Below are 17734 nucleotides of genomic sequence, written 5' to 3'. Positions count from 1 at the left end.
CTGTAGGAGTGAGCTTGCTCGCGATCTGGCACGCAGAGGCAGCAAACCGGTGCATGCCGTGTGTCAGGCATTACCGGGGTGTCGGGTTTCACGACTGCTTCGCAGCCGATCGCGAGCAAGCTCACTCCTACAGTGGATCATCGTTCCCATCGTGACGATACCGGCCAGCCTCAACCCAACCGCACATGCCGGCTCAACAACGCCCGCAGCGCGGCGGGCTTCACCGGTTTGGCCAGATACTCAAGGCCGGCGGCGTGTACCTGGGCGATCAGCTCCGGGCGGCCGTCGGCGCTGATGACCACGCCAGGGACCGGCTCGCCCAGTTGCGTGCGCAGCCAGGCCATCAATTCGGTGCCGATTTCGCCGTGGTCCAGGTGGTAATCCACCAACGCCAAGTGCGGGCGAATGCCGTCATTCAGCAAGGCCTGGCATTCCTCACGATTGCGCGCCGTCCAGACCTGACACCCCCAGCGGCTGAGCAGGCTGTTCATGCCGATCAGAATGCTGTCTTCGTTATCGACGCAGAGAATCTGCGTGCCGTTGAGCGCAGCACGCGAAGGTTCGGTCGGCGCAGCGGCCGGCGTTGGCAACGCAGGCGCCAGCGGCACCGTGACGCTGAACACGCTGCCCTGGCCCGGCCATGAACGCACTTCCAGCGAATGACTAAGCACGCGGCACAGACCATCGGCGATCGCCAGCCCCAAACCCAGGCCCTTTTCGGCGCGGGTCTGATGGCTGTCCAGCCGCTTGAACTCCTCGAAAATCACCTGGCGCTTGTCCTCGGGAATGCCCGGTCCACGGTCCCAGACTTCCAGACTCAGCTGCCCGTTGCGGCGCCGGACCCCCAACAGAATCGGCCCTTTGGCGTAACGAAACGCATTGGTCAGGAAATTCTGCAGCACCCGCCGCAGCAGCTTGGCGTCGCTGGCCACGCGCAACGTGCTGCCGCGCACTCGGAAATCCAGACCCTGCTCCTGGGCGATGGCCTTGAATTCGGCGCCGAGGGTTTCAAACAGGTTGTTCAGCGCGAACGGCGTGATGGTCGGCGTGAACTTGCCGTTCTCCAGCCGCGAAATATCCAGCAGGTCGCTGATCAGGTCTTCGGCCGAACGCAGCGAGCTGTCCAGATGCTGGATCAGCTGTTTCGCTTCCGCCGGCACGTTGTCGTCGTTGTGCAGCAGGGCAGCGGAGAACAAACGCGCGGCGTTCATGGGCTGCATCAGGTCATGGCTGACGGCGGCGAGAAACCGCGTTTTCGACTGATTGGCGGCTTCCGCGTGGGCCTTGGCTTCGCTCAACGCCGTGTTCAGCTGCGACAGCTCCCGCGTGCGTTCAGCTACGCGCTGCTCAAGACTTTCGTTGGCGCCCTTGAGCGCATGCTCGGCCTCGCGGAACGCGGTGATGTCAGTGAAGCTCATGACGAAGCCGCCGCCGGGCATCGGGTTGCCGATCAGCTCGATCACCTGCCCATTGGGAAACAACCGCTCGGACGTATGCGCGCGGCCCTGACGCATCCAGTGCAGGCGCCGGGCGACATGCACTTCGGCCTCGCCGGGGCCGAGCAAACCGCGCTCGGCGTTGTAGCGGATGATGTCGGCGATGGGCCGGCCCACGCTGATCAGGCCTTCGGGGTAATTGAACAGCTCCAGATAGCGCGCGTTCCAGGCCACCAGCCGCAGGGATTGATCCACCACGCTGATGCCCTGAGTAATGTTCTCGATGGCGCCTTGTAGCAGCGCGCGATTGAACTGCAGCACCTCGGAAGCTTCGTCGGCGATGCGCACCACATCTTCGAGCTGCATGTCGCGGCCTTCGATGGCCGCCTTGACCACCGCCCGCGTCGACGACGTGCCCAGCACCCCCGCCAGCAACCGTTCGGTATGGGCGATCCAATCGCCGTTGGCGTTCTGGTTGGGGTTGAAACCTTTGCCCTGCCGGTAGGCGAAACGGATGAAGCTCTGTTGCGCCCGTTCCTCGCCGACGAAACGCGCCGAGAGCTTGAGCAAGTCCTCGATCTGTACCGCCAGCAGCGAGCGATTGTTGGGCCGCGCCTGCAACTCCTGACCGATGAAACGGCCCGCCTGCCAGTGTTCGGACACCCGCGTTCGCGACAGCAGCGAGACCCACACGAACAACGCCAGGTTGCCGAGCATCGACAAAACCACCCCTTGGGTCAGCGGGCTGATCGGCAGATTGAAGGGGTTGCTGTGCAGCCACGCCAGCAGTGGAAAACTGCTCAGCGACCAGCCCATGCTGTGGGCAGTGATCGGCAGCACCAGGGTGTAAAACCAGATGAACACCCCGGCAGCGAGCCCTGCAAACACCCCGCGCCGATTGGCCGGCTTCCAGTACAGCGCGCCGATCATCGCCGGCATCAACTGCGTGATGGCGGCGAAAGCGATCTGGCCGATGGTCGCCAGGCTGGCCGTAGAGCCAAGCAGCCGGTAGCTGACGTAGGCGAGCAACAGAATGACGACGATGCTGACCCGGCGTACCGAGAGCATCCAGTGGCGGAACACCTCGAACGGGCGCTCGGCGGTTTGGCGCCGCAGCAGCCACGGCAGCAGCATGTCGTTGGAGACCATGGTCGACAGCGCGACGCTGGCGACGATCACCATCCCCGTGGCGGCCGAGGCGCCGCCGATGAACGCCAGCATGGCCAGCGCCGGGTGCGCGTGGGCCAATGGCACGCTGATCACGAACGAGTCCGGCAGCACCGAGGCGGGCAGCAGCATCTGCCCGGCCAGCGCAATCGGCACCACGAACACCGCGGCCAGCAGCAGGTACGCCGGGAACACCCACTTGGCCAGGCGCAGGTCCTGAGGCTCGATGTTTTCCACCACGGTGACGTGAAATTGCCGGGGCAGGCAGATGATCGCCATCATGGCGACGCCGGTCTGCACCACCATCGATGGCCAGTTGACCGTTTCTTTCCAGTACTCCTCCAGACGCGGTGCGAGCATGGCCTGGTTGAACAGGTCATCCACGCCGTCGTACAGGCCGAAGGTCACGAACGCGCCGACGGCCATGAAGGCGAACAGCTTGACCAGCGACTCGAACGCAATCGCCAGGACCATGCCCCGGTGGTGCTCGGTGGCGTCGAGGTTGCGCGTACCGAAGACGATGGTGAACAGCGCCAGCACCAGCGACACGATGAGCGCGGTGTCCTGGGCGCGAGTCCCGGTCGCGTCGGCGCCGGCACCGATCAGAATGTTCACCCCCAGCACGATGCCTTTGAGTTGCAGCGCGATGTAGGGCAGCACGCCGATCAGGCAGATCAGCGCGACGACGACGGCGAGGGTTTGCGACTTGCCGTAGCGGGCGGCGATGAAGTCGGCGATTGAAGTGATGTTTTCCTGTTTGCTGATCAGCACCATTTTCTGCAGCACCCACGGCGCCAGCAGCATCAGCAGAATCGGCCCCAGGTAGATCGGCAGGAACGACCACAGTTGTTCAGCGGCCTGGCCGACTGAGCCGAAAAACGTCCAGCTGGTGCAATAAACCGCCAGCGACAGGCTGTACACCCAGGCGCGCAGGCACGGCGGCAGCGGTTTGCTGCGACGGTCACCGTAAAAGGCGATGGCGAACATGATGGCCATATAGGCCAGGGCGACGGCAGCGATCAGCCCGCTGGACAGCGACATGGGAACTCCAGAGACAAACGGCTAGCGGTTTCGGTGGCGATCCCTCGCCGGCCGGACAGTCTCGCACGCCAAGTGGGGTTCGTCTGTTACGACCAAGGTCTGAGCGGCGGGGTGTCGCAGGGCCGACAAGCATCCGCCGGCAAGCGTGTTGTCAAAACACGACAACCCCACAGATGTACTTGCCCACAGCTGCATTGTGGGAGCGACCGGAGTGGCGCTCCACCTTGCTCGCGAACGGGTGGGTACAGCCGCCCTATTTTCAGCGGCTGATATACCGTCTTCGTGAGCAAGCTCACTCCCACAGTGACTGTGTTTCCTGCGTAACAGCGCGGCGTCCGACAACGAGGTAACGCTCGCAAGGCGGTTTATATCGGGGAAATCTATGAGGTATAGCGAAATTACCCGCTTAGTCGATATCAGCTCCCGATCTACTATGGGGACCACCTCACACGAGGACAGGAGCAAGCCATGACCCACGCCATGTTCATCCCGCAAAGACCCTTCAGCCAACTGAGCCATCCACGGGAAGTCATCCGCCAATTCACCCCCAACTGGTTCGCCGCGACCATGGGCACCGGCATTCTTTCGGCCGTGCTGGTGCAGCTTCCGGTGACCATCCCCGGTGTGTTCCAACTGGCCGAAGCCTTGTGGATGCTGAACATCGTGCTGTTCCTGACCTTCAGCGCCCTCTACATCGCCCGCTGGGTGATGTTTTTCGACGAGGCGCGGCGGGTGTTCGGGCATTCAACGGTGTCGATGTTTTTCGGCACGATTCCCATGGGGCTGGCGACGCTCATCAATGGGCTGCTGACTTTCGGCCTGCCACGCTGGGGCGACGCCGTACTGCCGATTGCCGAGCTGTTGTGGTGGCTGGACGTGACGATGTCCCTGGCCTGCGGCGTGGTCATCCCGTTTTTGATGTTCACCCGCCAGGACCACCGTATCGATCAGATGACCGCCGTCTGGCTTCTGCCCCTGGTGGCCTGCGAAGTGGCGGCGGTGAGCGGCGGGCTGCTGGCGCCGCATCTGGCCGACAGCCACAGCCAGTTCAGCGTTCTCATCACCAGCTACGTGTTGTGGGCGATGTCAGTGCCGGTGGCGTTCAGCATCCTGACCATTCTGTTGTTGCGGATGGCCCTGCACAAATTGCCCCACGAAAGCATGGCCGCGTCGAGCTGGCTGGCTCTCGGGCCGATCAGCACCGGCGCATTCGGTTTGATTGTGCTGGGCGCCGATTCACCGCTGATCTTCAACGCCAACGGCCTGCCCGGCGTCGGCGAAATCGCATCGGGCCTTGGCCTGATCGGCGGCGTGATTTTATGGGGTGTCGGCGTGTGGTGGTGCCTGATGGCGCTGCTGATCACCGCGCGTTACCTGCGCAACGGCATCCCCTTCAATCTGGGCTGGTGGGGTTTTACTTTCCCGCTGGGCGTGTTCGCGCTGACGACCCTGAAGCTGGGGGCAGTGCTTCATCTCGGGTTCTTTGCGGTCCTCGGCAGCGTACTGGTCGCCGCGCTGAGTATCCTATGGCTGGTGATCATGAAGCGCACCGTGAGCGGGGCCTATAAAGGCGAGCTGTTCGTTTCGCCCTGCATCGCCGGTTTACGTACGCTCTAACGAGCTATGCGTTCGAGCCTGTGCTCGACTTTGCCGGCGGTGTCGTCTTCAATGTGGCCCGGAACCGCCGTTCGGCGTTCCCATCCGAAAGCCGGCACCGGCGCCTCTCAGGACCAGGGAAGATGAGTCAGTCGCAGTTCAGTTTGTTGGGTAAGCGGCGCTTTTTGCCGTTTTTCGTGACCCAGTCCCTCGGGGCGTTCAACGACAACATCTTCAAGCAGTCGCTGATCCTCGCCATTCTCTACAAGCTGAGCATCGACGGCGACCGCTCTATCTACGTCAACCTCTGTGCGTTGCTGTTCATCCTGCCGTTCTTTCTGTTCTCGGCGCTGGCCGGGCAGTTCGGCGAGAAATACCCCAAGGACAAGCTGATCCGCATGATCAAGGTCCTGGAGATCGTGATCATGGTCGTGGGGGCAACCGGTTTTCTCTTCAATCACCTGTCGCTGATGCTGGCCGCACTGTTCGCCATGGGCACACACTCGGCGTTGTTCGGGCCGGTGAAGTACTCGATCCTGCCCCAGCACCTGCATGAGAACGAACTGGTGGGCGGCAACGGCCTGGTGGAAATGGGCACGTTTCTGGCGATCCTGGCCGGTACCATCGGCGCCGGAGTGATGATGTCGGCGACCCATTACGCGCCGATTGTCGCGGCTGCGATGGTCTCGGTGGCCTGTCTGGGGTATCTGGCCAGCCGGGGCATCCCGCCGGCAGCCGCCGCTTCGCCGGACATGCGCCTGAACTGGAACATCTTCAGCGAATCCTGGGCGACCCTTAAACTTGGCCTGGGGCAGACCAAAGCGGTATCCCGCTCCATCGTCGGCAACTCGTGGTTCTGGTTCGTCGGAGCGATTTATCTGACGCAGATCCCGGCCTACGCGAAGGACTTTCTGTACGGCGATGAAACCGTCGTCACCCTGATTCTGACCGTGTTCTCCATCGGCATCGCCGCCGGTTCCATGCTCTGCGAGCGGCTGTCCGGGCGCAAAGTGGAGATCGGCCTTGTGCCGTTCGGCTCCATGGGCCTGACCGTGTTCGGCTTGTTGTTGTGGTGGCATTCCGGTGACTTCCCGCAGAACGTGCAGGCCAACAACTGGCTGGCGATTCTGGGGTACGGGCAGGCATGGTGGGTGTTGCTGGACATCCTCGGCATCGGCGTCTTCGGCGGGTTTTACATCGTGCCGCTGTATGCGCTGATCCAGTCACGGACGCCGGAGAAGGAGCGCTCGCGGGTCATTGCGTCCAACAACATCCTCAACGCGCTGTTCATGGTGCTCTCGGCGATCGTCTCGATCATCCTGCTAAGCGTGGCGAAGCTGTCGATCCCGCAGCTGTTCCTCGTCGTGTCGTTGATGAACATCGCGGTCAACACCTACATCTTCAAAATCGTGCCCGAGTTCACCATGCGTTTCATGATCTGGCTGCTCAGCCATTCCATGTACCGCGTGGAGCATCGCGACCTCGACCTGATCCCCGATGAGGGCGCGGCGTTGCTGGTCTGCAACCATGTGTCGTTCGTCGATGCGCTGTTGATTGCCGGCTCCGTCCGCCGGCCGATCCGCTTCGTCATGTACTACAAGATCTTCAACCTGCCGGTGCTGAATTTTGTGTTCCGCACGGCGGGCGCGATCCCGATTGCCGGCATCAAGGAGGACAAGGCGGTGTTCGACAAAGCGTTTGAGCGCATCGCCCATTACCTCAAGGAAGGTGAGCTGGTGTGCATCTTTCCGGAAGGAAAGCTGACCACCGACGGCGAGATCGACACCTTCAAAAGCGGCATGACCCGGGTGTTGCAGGAAACTGACGTGCCGGTGATTCCGATGGCATTGCAGGGGTTGTGGGGCAGCTTCTTCAGCCGCGACCCGAACAAGGGCGTGTTCCGTAGGCTTTGGTCGCGAGTGACGTTGGTGGCAGGGCCAGCGTTGACGGGGGAGGAATCGCAACCGGCGCGGGTGCGTGAGCGGGTTGCGGAGTTGCGGGGGGCGGTGCGTTAGTCAGAGGGGCGATCCGTCAGTCAGAATCCAAGATTTCAGACTGCTAAATAGCCTGTAGGAGAGTGCTATCTGACCTGTGACAGAGGACCTGTGGGAGTGAGCTTGCTCACGAAGAGGCCGGTACAGCTGCTAAATCTTCAGCGGCAGGAATACCGTCTTCGCGAGCAAGCTCGCTCCCACAGGGCCGCATTTGATGTGCGACTTGTGACCGATCGGGAGTTTCGTACTTAAGCCAAACCGATCAACCCACCACCGGCTTCTCTTCCGCAACCACCGCATCCGGCGTCATCTTGCGGAAATACGTCGAAAGCAACGCGCCCGAAATGTTGTGCCAGACGCTGAACAGCGCGCTCGGCACCGCCGCCAGTGGCGAAAAGTGCGCGGCGGCCAGGGCGGCGCCGAGGCCTGAGTTCTGCATGCCGACTTCCAGGGACAGCGATTTGCGCTGGGCCAACGGCAGTTTGAACAGCTTGCCGGTGAAGTAACCCAGCAGAAAGCCGAAGCTGTTGTGCAGGATCACCACGGCCATGATCAACAGGCCTGATTCGGCAATCTTCGCCTGACTCGCCGCCACCACCGCGCAGACGATCATCACGATGCTCACCACCGACACCAGCGGCAGCACGTCGACGGCAAAACTCACCTTGGCGCCCAGCAGGCGTTGAGCGACAACGCCGAGCACGATCGGCAGCATCACCAGTTGCAGGATCGACCAGAACATTTCCATGAAGGACACCGGCAGCCACGCTGACGCCAGCAGCCAGATCAGCGCCGGGGTCAGCAGCGGGGCGAGGAGGGTGGTGACGGCGGCGATGGCCACCGACAGCGCCAGGTCGCCTTTCGCCAGCCAGGTCATGACGTTGGACGAGGTGCCGCTCGGGCAGCAGCCGACCAAAATCACGCCCACGGCGATTTCCGGCGGCAGGTGAAACAGCTGGCAAAGCAGCCAGGCCACGCCGGGCATGATCACGAAATGCGCGACCACCCCCAGAGCCACGCGCCAGGGATGGCGCACGACTTCAGAAAAATCATCAAGCTTGAGTGTCAGGCCCATGCCGAACATCACCAGCCCCAACAACGGGACGATGTAAGACTTAAGGCCAATGAACCAGGACGGGAACAGGAACGCCAGCACGGCGAACAGCAGCACCCAGTACGCGAAGGTATTACCGACAAAACGACTCAACGCAGCCAGGGCACGCATGGCCTGCTCCTTCTTATTGGTATGAAGTGGACGCGGAAAATGTAGGAGCCAGCAAGCCGGCTCCTGCGCCGTTAGGCAAAATCAGATCCCTTGGGGAATCTCTTCGCCGCCCAGCGCTTCCATCAGCTCCGGCAGGAACTCGCCGAACGTCAGCATCATCAGGGTGAAGCTGGCGTCCTGCTGACCCAGCGCATCGTCGCCGCCGTTCTGCTCGGCTTCATCCTGCAGCAGGTCTTCGAACTTCAGGCGTTTGATGCCGAGCTTGTCGTCCAGCACGAACGACAGCTTGTCCTGCCACGCCAGCGACAGCTGAGTGACGACTTTGCCGGTGCTCAGGTGCAGCTGGATTTCGTCGCTGGTCAGGTCCTGACGTTTGCATTTCACAATGCCGCCGTCTTCGTGGGTGTCGCGCAGTTCGCACTCGTCCAGCACGAAGAAGTGCTCGGCGGTCTGGCTGGTCTTGACCCATTCGGTCATGACCGCGGTTGGCGCGGTCTTGACGGTGACCGGACGCACCGGCAACGAGCCGACCACTTCACGCAGGGTCGACAGCAGGTCTTCGGCGCGCTTCGGGCTGGAAGCGTTGACCAGAATCACGCCTTGCTTGGGGGCGATGGCGGCGAAAGTGGCCGAGCGGCGGATAAAGGCGCGGGGCAGGAAGGCCTGGATGATTTCATCCTTGAGCTGGTCGCGTTCCTTCTTGTAGACCTTGCGCATCTGCTCGGTCTCGATCTCTTCGACTTTCTCTTTCAATGCATCGTTGACCACGCTGCCGGGCAGGATGCGTTCTTCCTTGCGCGCCGAGATCAGCATGAAATCACCACTGACGTGCACCAGTGGCGCGTCTTCGCCCTTGCCGAACGGGGCGATGAAACCGTAAGTGGTCAACTCCTGGCTGGCACAGGCACGTGCAGGCTTGGTCGCCAACGCGGTTTCCAGCGCCTCGGCGTCAAATGGCAGGTCCTGGGTCAGGCGATAGACAAGCAGGTTTTTGAACCACATGGGGTACATCTCTCCTTTATACAAAGGGGGGCATTATTCGCTGCTGTGACCCTGCGGCCAACCCTGATGTAAGCCTTTGGAAGGATTATAAAATTATTTCAAAAAGTGCTTGCCAGCTTTTTGATCGCTCCGTAGAATGCGCGCCACACCGAAGCGAAGGGTGATTAGCTCAGCTGGGAGAGCGTCTGCCTTACAAGCAGAATGTCGGCGGTTCGATCCCGTCATCACCCACCATTCGTTTCAAGTGTTACGCGCAGCGGTAGTTCAGTCGGTTAGAATACCGGCCTGTCACGCCGGGGGTCGCGGGTTCGAGTCCCGTCCGCTGCGCCATATTGAGTTACGAGGCCCTTGAACTCCTCGTAACGACAAAGAGAGCGACCTTAGGGTCGCTTTTTTTGTGCCTGGGATTTGGTGGGTGCCTACAGGACGCAGAGCGTCCGGGCTGCATTACCACGCGGAGCGTGGGAACGATCGAACGTCAGCGCCTGAGCTGGCCTCTTCCCGGCTAAAGCCGGTCCCACAAAAGCGACGCGTGCACCCCGTCGGATGGGCTCCGACTGTAGGACCGGCTTCAGCCGGGAAGCTTTTGATCTGCTTTTTATTTTCGTACACAAAATGCTCAAACACCGCCAATCGCGACTTGGGTGCAGGCTGAACGCAGGGCCCACGGAGCGAGACCGGAGTGAAGGAACCCCGACGCAGGAGGGGCCCAACCAGGAGCACAAGCCCTTGGTTACTTGGGGCTTTATCAAGTAACTCGCCGAAGGCGAAACAGTCTGCCCCCAAGGCAGACGCTCTTGATCCTCTCACCCCACATTTACTTCCACCACATCCCCCACCAGCCGCACCGGCCAGGTCCGCAGCCGCAACGCTGCATCCTCCAGACACGTGCCGTCCTTGAATCGGTAATGCTGCTTATACAAAGGCGAAGCAATCACAAGATCCCCGCCCAAACTGCCAACCAACCCCCGCCCAATCACATTCACCCCCGTGACCGGATCGCGGTTGTCCACTGCGAACAACTGCGGCGCGCCACCGATAGACGCCACATAAAATAGCGCCACCTGCGCAGTGCCCACCAGCGCCACCACGCCGGAATTCAGCACCAGATCCTCACGCGTACAGACCGCGCGCCACACCTGAGTGTTCGGCAACTCCATCATTGCCGCATTCGCCTGGCTCATCGTGCAACCTCCACTGCGGCAATCAGATTCAACTCTTCAGCGCGCGCCGGACGACGCTGGCTGCGCTCCTTGACGAAATGAATGTCCGGGTCAGCGCCCTTGTCATTGACGAAGGTGCGGAAACGCTTGAGTTTCTCCGGGCTCTTCAGCGCGTTCGCCCACTCGCATTCATAACGGTCGACCACCAACTGCATCTGCGCCTCCAGCTCGGCGGCGAGCCCCAGGCTGTCGTCGATCACCACCGCTTTCAGAAAATCCAGCCCGCCTTCAAGGGACTCGCGCCACACCGACGTTCGCTGCAACTTGTCAGCGGTGCGGATGTAAAACATCAGCACGCGGTCGATGTAGCGAATCAGCGTCTCGTCGTCCAGATCGGTGGCGAACAGCTCGGCATGGCGCGGGCGCATGCCGCCGTTGCCGCACACGTACAGATTCCAGCCGTTCTCCGTGGCAATCACGCCGATGTCCTTGCTCTGGGCCTCAGCGCATTCACGGGTGCAACCGGACACTGCGAACTTCAGCTTGTGCGGCGAGCGCAGGCCTTTGTAGCGGTCCTCGATGTTGAGCGCCATTTGCACGCTGTCCTGAACGCCGTAACGGCACCAGGTGCTGCCGACGCAGGACTTCACCGTCCGCGTCGATTTGCCGTAGGCATGGCCGGTTTCGAACCCGGCGGCGATCAGCTCGGCCCAGATGTCCGGCAGCTCGTGCAACTGCGCGCCGAACAGGTCGATGCGCTGGCCGCCGGTGATCTTGGTGTACAGGTCGTATTTCTTCGCGACCGCGCCAATGGCGATCAGGCCGTCCGCAGTGATTTCCCCCGCCGGTATGCGCGGTACAACGGAGTACGTGCCGTTCTTCTGCATGTTGGCCATGAAGGTGTCGTTGGTGTCCTGCAGCGGCACCAGCGACGGGTCCATGATCGGTCGGTTCCAGCACGAGGCGAGGATCGACCCGACAGTGGGCTTGCAGATGTCGCAACCCAGATGGCCTTTGCCGTGGCGGGCCAGCATCTCGTCGAAGCTTTCGATGTTTTCCACCCGGGCGAAGGCATACAGCTCCTGCCGCGTGAAGGGAAAGTGCTCGCACAGGCTCTTGTCGACGGCGACGCCGCGGCCAATCAATTCGTGCTCGAACACGCTTTTCAGCAGCGCCGTACAGCCGCCACAACCGGTGGCTGCTTTGGTGCAGGCCTTGAGCCCGGCAAGATCGGTGCAACCGCCGTCGATGGCCGAGCAGATCGAGGCTTTGCTGACGTTGTGGCACGAGCAAATGGTTGCCGTGGCGGGCAGGGCATCGGCACCCAACGTCGGCGCGCCGTCGCTGTGGGGCAGGATCAGGCTCGATGGATCGGCGGGCAGCTTGATGCCGTTCTGCGCGTATTGCAGCAGCGTGTCGTAATAGCTGTTGTCACCCACCAGCACCGCGCCGAGCACTTTTTTGCCATCGGCCGACACCACCAGACGGCGATAACTGCCGCTGGCCTCGTCGATAAACCGGTAACTGCGCGCACCCGCCAACGCACCATGGGCATCGCCGATGGAGCCGACGTCGACGCCGAGCAGTTTGAGTTTGGTCGACATGTCGGCGCCGAAGAACGGCTCGGCCGCCAGGTCGCACAATTGCGCCGCGACGTTACGCGCCATTTGATAACCCGGCGCGACGAGGCCGAAAACGCTGCCGTTCCAGGCGGCGCACTCGCCGATAGCGAAAATGTCAGCGTCGCTGGTGCGGCAATGTTCGTCGATGGCGATGCCGCCGCGCGGGCCCAGCGTGAGTTCACACTGGCGGGCGAGGGCGTCTTGGGGGCGAATGCCGGCGGAGAAGACGATCAGGTCGGTTTCGAGGAAGTCATCGCCGGCGAAGTTCATCCGGTAGCGGTATTCCTCCCCCGCGCTGATGGATTGCGTCGCGCGGGACAGATGCACGCCAACACCGAGTGCTTCGATGCGCGCCTTCAGGGCGGCGCCGCCGTGGTCATCCAGCTGCACCGGCATCAACCGCGGCGCGAATTCCACCACATGGGCTTCCAGGCCTAGCGACTTCAGCGCGTTGGCCGCTTCCAGTCCCAATAGCCCGCCGCCGACCACCACGCCGCGTTTCGCCTGACGGGCCGCGGCGCGGATGGTGTCGAGGTCGTTCAGCGTGCGGTAGACCAGCCGTGAATGGCCTTCGGCGCCTTCGATGGGCGGCACAAAAGGGTAGGAGCCCGTCGCCAGCACCAGCTTGTCGTACCCAAAGCTGCCCTTGGCGGTGATCACTTCGCGCCGCGCCCGGTCGATTTCCAGCACCGGCACACCCAGGTGCAGCGCAAGCCCGGTCTGCTCATATAAAGAAGCAGCGCTCATCGCCAGTGACTCGGCGTCGCGACCGCCAAAGTACTCGGACAGATGCACGCGGTCGTAGGCGCGCTGGCCTTCCTCGCCGAACACATGAATGCGGTAGCGCTCAAGGGCGCCGGCGGCGATCAACTGTTCGACGCAGTGGTGACCCACCATGCCGTTGCCGATGACGATCAGGGTTTGGACGTCGTTGAGTGGGGCGACTGTGGTGGTCATATCGAGTCCCGGCCAAGGCCAATCAGGTTTTTCGAAAGCAAAAAAAAGGCGCCCGGAACCTTTCGGTTCCAGGCGCCTTTGCCTGTTCTTTTAGGGGTTGCCGCGCGACCACAGTGTCGACGCCAACCTGGTGAGCCCGATGCCGTGACCGGCTGGCGGTCCGCGTTGACCGGCCAGGGCTGCCAACCGCGTATTCAGGCTGGACTTGATAAAGGACATAGCAATGGATGTGCCAGTGGGGAATATCAAGGCGTCGGACGCGCTTAGCTCCGGTCACATGCTTAGGCTTGTCGGGCCATAAGCGTGATCGTAAGCCGATCTCATCACCCTCTAGAACAGACGGTTCCAGCCCGAAAAGGGTGCGATTTACCCTGGTGCGCCCCACGGTGAAGCTCAGCGTCCAATCATCACATCAGTAAAATCCACTGGAAACCTCCGCTGCACGTCCCTCGGCCAGGCTGGCCTGCCGTTTGCAACACCGTGTCCACAGGCAATCAACGCCGATTGCCATATTCACGACAAAGGCGCCGTGTGCTCTCCGTTTTTTTAAACGGCTGAGAACAGGGCGTCTTTTTTTGCTTTCAGGAAACGGAATATGGCGAGCAACAGCGTAAAGAGCGTGTGTCCTTATTGCGGCGTCGGCTGCGGTATCGTCATGCAGGTCGAGTATAACCGGGTCATCAAGGTCGTCGGCGACAAGACGCACCCGAGCAATTTCGGCCGTCTGTGCACCAAAGGCACCACCTGCGGCCAGGCGATTGCCGAGTCCGGGCGGATGGAGTCGGCGTACGTCCGCCATCAGCGCAGCCACGAGCCGGTGCGGGCGGAAATGGACGCCGCGATCAGCGAAACCGCCCGGCGCTTGCGTGGGGTTCTGGACCGCGACGGCCCCGGCGCGCTGGCGTTTTACGTCTCGGGGCAGATGTCCCTGGAGGCGCAATACCTGGCCAACAAACTCGCCAAAGGCTTCGTGGGCACGGCCAATATCGAGTCCAACTCACGGCTGTGCATGGCCAGCGCGGGCAGCGGCTACAAGCTGTCGTTGGGCGCGGACGGGCCGCCGGGCTCTTACGATGACTTTGACAAAGCCGACCTGTTTTTCGTGATTGGCGCCAACATGGCCGACTGTCACCCGATCCTGTTCCTGCGCATGATGGACCGGGTCAAGGCCGGGGCGAAGCTGATCGTTGTCGATCCCCGACGCAGCGCCACCGCCGACAAGGCCGGGCTGTTCCTGCAAATCAAGCCCGGCACCGACCTCGCGCTGCTCAATGGCCTGTTGCACTTGCTGGTGGAGAACGGCGACACCGACGCCGAGTTCATCGCCTCCTTCACCCAGGGCTGGGAGGTCATGCCCGACTTCCTCGCCGCGTACACGCCCGCTCATGTCGCGCAGATCACCGGCCTGGCTGAAGCCGACATCCGTCAGGCGGCGCGGATGATCGGCGCGGCGCCCGAGTGGATGAGTTGCTGGACCATGGGCCTGAACCAGAGCACCCACGGCACCTGGAACACCAATGCGTTGTGCAACCTGCACTTGGCAACCGGGGCGATTTGTCGGCCCGGCAGTGGTCCGTTTTCCCTGACCGGCCAGCCGAATGCCATGGGCGGAAGGGAAATGGGCTACATGGGCCCGGGACTTCCCGGACAGCGCTCGGTGCTGGTGGACGCTGACCGCCGCTTCATCGAAGACCTTTGGAACATCCCCCAGGGCAGCATCCCCCACCAGCCCGGCGGCGGCACCATCGACCTGTTCGAACAGATGCGTGACGGCGTGATCAAGGCCTGCTGGATCATCTGCACCAACCCGGTGGCCAGCGTGGCCAACCGCACTTCGGTCATCGACGCCCTGAAGACTGCCGAACTGGTCATCACCCAAGACGCCTTCCTCGACACCGAAACCAATCGCTACGCCGACATCCTGTTGCCGGGCGCGCTCTGGGCCGAGGCGGAAGGGGTGATGATCAACTCCGAACGCACCCTCAACCTGACGCAGAAAGCCGTTGATGCGCCGGGGCAAGCGTTGCCGGACTGGCAGATCATCGCCAGGGTTGCTTGTGAAATGGGCTTCGCCGAGGCCTTCAGTTACGCCTCGGCAGAGGAGGTGTTCGAAGAAATCAAACAGGCGTGGAACCCCGCCACGGGCTACGACATTCGCGGCGCCAGCTATGCGCGGCTGCGGGATCAACCGGTGCAGTGGCCGTGCGCGCCCGATGACGAGCGCACACGCAACCCGATCCGTTACCTCAGCGATACCGACGCACGACCCGTTGACGCAGCGACACGTCCCGCGATCCTTTTTCCCACCGTAAACGGCAAAGCGGTATTTTTCCCACGCCCGCACATGCCGCCGGCTGAACTGCCCAACGATACATTTCCCATGGTGCTCAACACCGGCCGCCTGCAACACCAGTGGCACACACTGACCAAGACCGGGAAAGTGCCGACACTGAACGCCCTCAATGCGCTGCCGTTCGTCGAGCTGCACCCTGACGATGCTCGTGCGCTGGGCATCCGCGAAGGCGATGGCGTGGAAATCCGTTCCGCCCGGGGGCTGGCGGTGTTGCCCGGGATGATCAGCGACCGCGTGCTGCCGGGCAACTGCTTCGCGCCCTTTCACTGGAACGACGTGTACGGCGACAAGCTGGCGATCAACGCGGTGACCAACGACGCCGTCGACCCGATTTCCCGCCAGCCCGAATTCAAGTGCTGTGCTGTCGTCTTGCGCAAGGTCGAACTGATCGGCCATCGTTTTCTCGACCTGCCCAAAGCGGACACCCAGACGCAAGCCTCCCCTGACCATGCGCCGCTGTTGACGCTGCTCTGGGCATCACAGACCGGAAATGCCGAAGCGCTGGCCCGGCAATTCGGCGACCGGTTGAAGACTGCCGGCGTACCGGTTCAGGTGGCGGCGATGGACAGTTTCCCGCCGGAGCGTCTCGACCATCTGCAGAACGTCGCGCTGATCAGCAGCACCTTCGGCGACGGCGAATCCCCCGACAACGGGCGACGATTCTGGCAGTCACTGGCTGGCCGGCAAGCGCGTTTCGAGTCCCTGCGCTACGCCGTTCTGGCGCTCGGTGATTCAAGTTACGACCGCTTTTGCCAGCACGGCAAGAATCTCGACCAGCGCCTGCAACACTTGGGCGCTTCGTCACTGCTCCCCAGAGTCGAGTGCGACGGCGAATACCAGGCCCACGCAGACAACTGGTTCACCGGGTTGCAGCAGGCCCTGTCGCTGAATCTTCCTACTCCTCCAATCGTCGGCACCGCACCGGTTTTTGGAAATCAGCCGTCACGGACGCAGCCCCATCACGCGCGTTTGTCCCTCAATCGGCGGCTGAACGCAGACGGTGCTGCCAAGGACACGCGGCAACTGGCGCTGACCCTTGAAGGCTCGGGCATGACCTATGAAGCCGGCGACGCCTTGGGGGTCTGGCCGCGCAATTGCCCTGAGTTGGTGAACGAGTGGCTCGAACTCACCGGACTCAACGCCGAGCAACCGGTGCGTGGCGTAAAGACGAGCGACGTGCCGCTGCGTCAGGCGCTGGCCGAGCAATTCGAGATAGCACGCCCGAGCGCAGACACCCTGGCATTCATCGCCGAACGCAACGGCAGCAATGACCTGAAAACACTCCTGACCGAGCCGTTCAAAAGCGAGCTGAAGGACTGGCTGTGGGGCCGGCAGTTGGCCGACGTCTTGCGCGAGTTCCCCATCGCCTGCTCTGTGCAGGAATGGCTTGACCACCTCAAGCCGCTGCAGCCGCGGCTTTATTCCATCGCTTCGAGCGCAAAGGCGCATCCCGATGACGTTCACCTGACGGTTTCGGCCGTGCGCTACGGAAACCGCAAAGGCGTTTCATCGACCTTTCTGGCCGATCGGGCGGGGGAGTGTGAGGTGCCCATTTTCCTGCAACCCACGCGGCATTTTCGCCCGCCGGTCGATGGCGATGTGCCGATGATCATGATCGGCCCGGGCACCGGGGTGGCGCCGTTTCGGGCGTTTCTGCAGGAGCGGCGCGCCCGGGGCGATCGGGGCCGTAACTGGCTGTTCTTTGGCGAGCAGCATCAGGCCACCGACTTTTACTACCGCGAGGAGCTGCAAGGCATGCAGCAAGACGGCCTGCTGACCCGGCTGAGCCTGGCGTTTTCCCGGGATCAGGCAGAGAAGATCTACGTCCAGCAGCTCATACAGGAACAGGGCGCCGAACTCTGGCGCTGGCTGGAGGAGGGCGCGCACCTGTATATCTGCGGCGATGCCTCGCGGATGGCGCAGGATGTCGATCAAGCGCTGCGTCGTGTGATCAGCGAACAGGGCGGCATGAGCCTGGAAAAAGCCGCCGAGCAGTTGCGCTGTCTGACCGAGCAAAAGCGCTATGTGCGGGACGTGTATTAGCCGCGTTCGCTCACCCTGTGGCTGGCCGCTGAACCCCAACTGAACGGATTTCTCGATCAAACAAGAAAACCTTTGGATACCTGAACTTATCTGCCTTTTCTCCCTCTCATGCCGGTAGCCATTGATCGCGGCAGC

The 17734-nt window shown here is 62.2% G+C and carries 8 protein-coding genes and 2 tRNA genes; 5 read left to right on the top strand and 5 right to left on the bottom strand.

The annotated features are described in order from the left end of the window. Nucleotides 1-170: 170 nt before the first annotated feature. Nucleotides 171-3644 carry a NahK/ErcS family hybrid sensor histidine kinase/response regulator gene (locus QWI20_RS06365; protein ID WP_369304702.1) on the bottom strand — a complete coding sequence of 1158 codons (3474 nt, stop codon included), beginning with the start codon at nucleotides 3642-3644 and terminating at the stop codon, nucleotides 171-173. Between the two features lie 468 nt (nucleotides 3645-4112). On the opposite strand from QWI20_RS06365, the gene QWI20_RS06360 reads away from it, so the two are divergent. Together QWI20_RS06360 and QWI20_RS06355 are read left to right on the top strand one after the other, a co-directional pair. Next, nucleotides 4113-5261, top strand: coding sequence for a TDT family transporter (locus tag QWI20_RS06360; RefSeq protein WP_369304701.1), 1149 nt, complete (start codon nucleotides 4113-4115; stop codon nucleotides 5259-5261). A 122-nt stretch (nucleotides 5262-5383) separates the two neighbouring features. Next, nucleotides 5384-7255 (top strand): MFS transporter, encoded by a 1872-nt coding sequence (locus QWI20_RS06355; RefSeq protein ID WP_369304700.1) that lies wholly within the window; start codon nucleotides 5384-5386, stop codon nucleotides 7253-7255. 241 nt (nucleotides 7256-7496) lie between these two features. On the opposite strand, the gene QWI20_RS06350 is transcribed toward QWI20_RS06355, so the two are convergent. After that, nucleotides 7497-8459, bottom strand: a complete 963-nt coding sequence (locus QWI20_RS06350) for a bile acid:sodium symporter family protein (protein ID WP_369304699.1) — start codon at nucleotides 8457-8459, stop codon at nucleotides 7497-7499. 81 nt (nucleotides 8460-8540) lie between these two features. Continuing rightward, nucleotides 8541-9461, bottom strand: coding sequence for a recombination-associated protein RdgC (rdgC, locus tag QWI20_RS06345; RefSeq protein WP_122537474.1), 921 nt, complete (start codon nucleotides 9459-9461; stop codon nucleotides 8541-8543). Between the two features lie 158 nt (nucleotides 9462-9619). Between rdgC and QWI20_RS06340 the strand changes: the two genes are divergently transcribed. Continuing rightward, a tRNA-Val gene (locus QWI20_RS06340) sits at nucleotides 9620-9695 on the top strand. A 19-nt stretch (nucleotides 9696-9714) separates the two neighbouring features. Further along, nucleotides 9715-9791 (top strand) — tRNA-Asp (locus QWI20_RS06335). Between the two features lie 476 nt (nucleotides 9792-10267). On the opposite strand, the gene nirD is transcribed toward QWI20_RS06335, so the two are convergent. Continuing rightward, a complete protein-coding gene (gene nirD / locus QWI20_RS06330; RefSeq protein ID WP_369304698.1) occupies nucleotides 10268-10645 on the bottom strand; it encodes a nitrite reductase small subunit NirD in 378 nt (125 codons plus the stop codon). Then, nucleotides 10642-13203 (bottom strand): nitrite reductase large subunit NirB, encoded by a 2562-nt coding sequence (gene nirB / locus QWI20_RS06325; RefSeq protein WP_369304697.1) that lies wholly within the window; start codon nucleotides 13201-13203, stop codon nucleotides 10642-10644. Before nirB ends, nirD begins: the two co-directional genes overlap by 4 nt. A gap of 595 nt (nucleotides 13204-13798) precedes the next feature. On the opposite strand from nirB, the gene QWI20_RS06320 reads away from it, so the two are divergent. Then, nucleotides 13799-17599: a molybdopterin-dependent oxidoreductase gene (locus tag QWI20_RS06320; protein ID WP_369304695.1), complete on the top strand. Its 3801-nt coding sequence runs from the start codon at nucleotides 13799-13801 to the stop codon at nucleotides 17597-17599. The last annotated feature ends 135 nt before the right edge of the window (nucleotides 17600-17734 follow it).

It is taken from the genome of Pseudomonas sp. W2-17 (genome assembly GCF_041060445.1).
In the GTDB taxonomy this organism is placed as follows: Bacteria; Pseudomonadota; Gammaproteobacteria; order Pseudomonadales; family Pseudomonadaceae; genus Aquipseudomonas.
The sequence above is the reverse complement of the archived record's forward strand: the minus strand, read 5'-3'. Positions and strand labels throughout refer to the sequence as shown.

Coding starts and splice junctions, on each gene's coding strand:
- nirD (WP_369304698.1), bottom strand. CDS start 10,645: ATGAGCCAGGCGAATGCGGCAATGATGGAGTTGCCGAACACTCAGGTG.
- QWI20_RS06350 (WP_369304699.1), bottom strand. CDS start 8,459: ATGCGTGCCCTGGCTGCGTTGAGTCGTTTTGTCGGTAATACCTTCGCG.
- nirB (WP_369304697.1), bottom strand. CDS start 13,203: ATGACCACCACAGTCGCCCCACTCAACGACGTCCAAACCCTGATCGTC.
- QWI20_RS06365 (WP_369304702.1), bottom strand. CDS start 3,644: ATGTCGCTGTCCAGCGGGCTGATCGCTGCCGTCGCCCTGGCCTATATG.
- QWI20_RS06320 (WP_369304695.1), top strand. CDS start 13,799: ATGGCGAGCAACAGCGTAAAGAGCGTGTGTCCTTATTGCGGCGTCGGC.
- QWI20_RS06360 (WP_369304701.1), top strand. CDS start 4,113: ATGACCCACGCCATGTTCATCCCGCAAAGACCCTTCAGCCAACTGAGC.
- QWI20_RS06355 (WP_369304700.1), top strand. CDS start 5,384: ATGAGTCAGTCGCAGTTCAGTTTGTTGGGTAAGCGGCGCTTTTTGCCG.
- rdgC (WP_122537474.1), bottom strand. CDS start 9,461: ATGTGGTTCAAAAACCTGCTTGTCTATCGCCTGACCCAGGACCTGCCA.